1 protein-coding gene is annotated in these 948 nt (G+C 74.5%); it reads right to left on the reverse strand.

Going from position 1 to position 948, the window contains the following annotated elements:
- Positions 1–920 (reverse strand): type IV secretory system conjugative DNA transfer family protein (locus FRW57_RS22125; RefSeq protein ID WP_275263260.1); only part of this gene is annotated, 920 nt, incomplete at its 3' end.
- Positions 921–948 lie beyond the last annotated feature (28 nt).

The raw sequence follows: 948 nt of genomic DNA on the forward strand, positions 1-948 counted from the left end.
GGTGGGTCGACCCGGGCGCGGGGGGAGGCGGCGGCCAGGCGGCGGGCGGCTTCGGCGACGTCTTCGACGAACGCGCCGACCAGTCCGGCGGTGGCGGCGGCGCCGGTGGAGGTGCCGACCAGGTAGACCGTGCCCTTCTCGTGCAGGAAGACCTCGGGTTCGAACTGCTCGGCCGGGCCGGGGGAGACGGCGTCCAGCACGTTCGGGTCGGCCAGGGCGGCGAAGGCGATGCCGACCATGGCCCACACCGAGTCGCGCTGCTTGACGTCGGAGCTGACGATGGCTTCGAGGGCCTTGTCCCACGCGGTCGCGGCGGCCGGGTTGGTGGTCAGGATCACCACCGCCTCCCGCGCTTGGGTCGCCGACAGCGACCACCGGTACAGGTCGGCGGTGGAGCGCCCGCCGAGGGCGGCGGCGTGCAGCAGGCACCGGACCGCCTGTTCGGCGCTGGACTGCCAGAAGCTGGCGTCGGTGGTGCCCTTGGCCGCGCCGACGGTCAGGGCCTTGGCGCGCACCAGCGCGGTCTGCGGGTTCTCACACCCCCGGATCGGGGACCAGCGAGTGGCCGAGGGTATGCCGGGTGCCAGCCTTTGCGGGTCGAACACCGCCACCGGCCCCACCCTCGCCCGGGCGTCCAGGGTGGCAGTCAGGTTGTCCGGGCGGGTGGAGGTGGTGACCACGGCGCCGGGGGCGTCCAGGATCGCGTTGATCACCACGTGCAGGCCCTTGCCCGAGCGGGGCGGGCCGAGCAGCACCATCGAGTCCTCCACGCTCGCAAAGCAGGTGATGCCGCGGCAGCGTCCGAGCGGATGCCCAAGGTCGGTGACGTCCGGGTGTTTCAGGGACGGGCGCAGGGTGCGGGCCCGGGACTTCAGGGATCGTCGGCCGGCGACCGCGGCCGCCTCCCGGCGCGAGGCCACGCCCTTCACCCGGTGCGGGTCGGCGGCG

The sequence above is a fragment of the Segeticoccus rhizosphaerae genome (genome assembly GCF_009192725.1).
Taxonomy (GTDB): Bacteria; Actinomycetota; Actinomycetes; order Actinomycetales; family Dermatophilaceae; genus Segeticoccus; species Segeticoccus rhizosphaerae.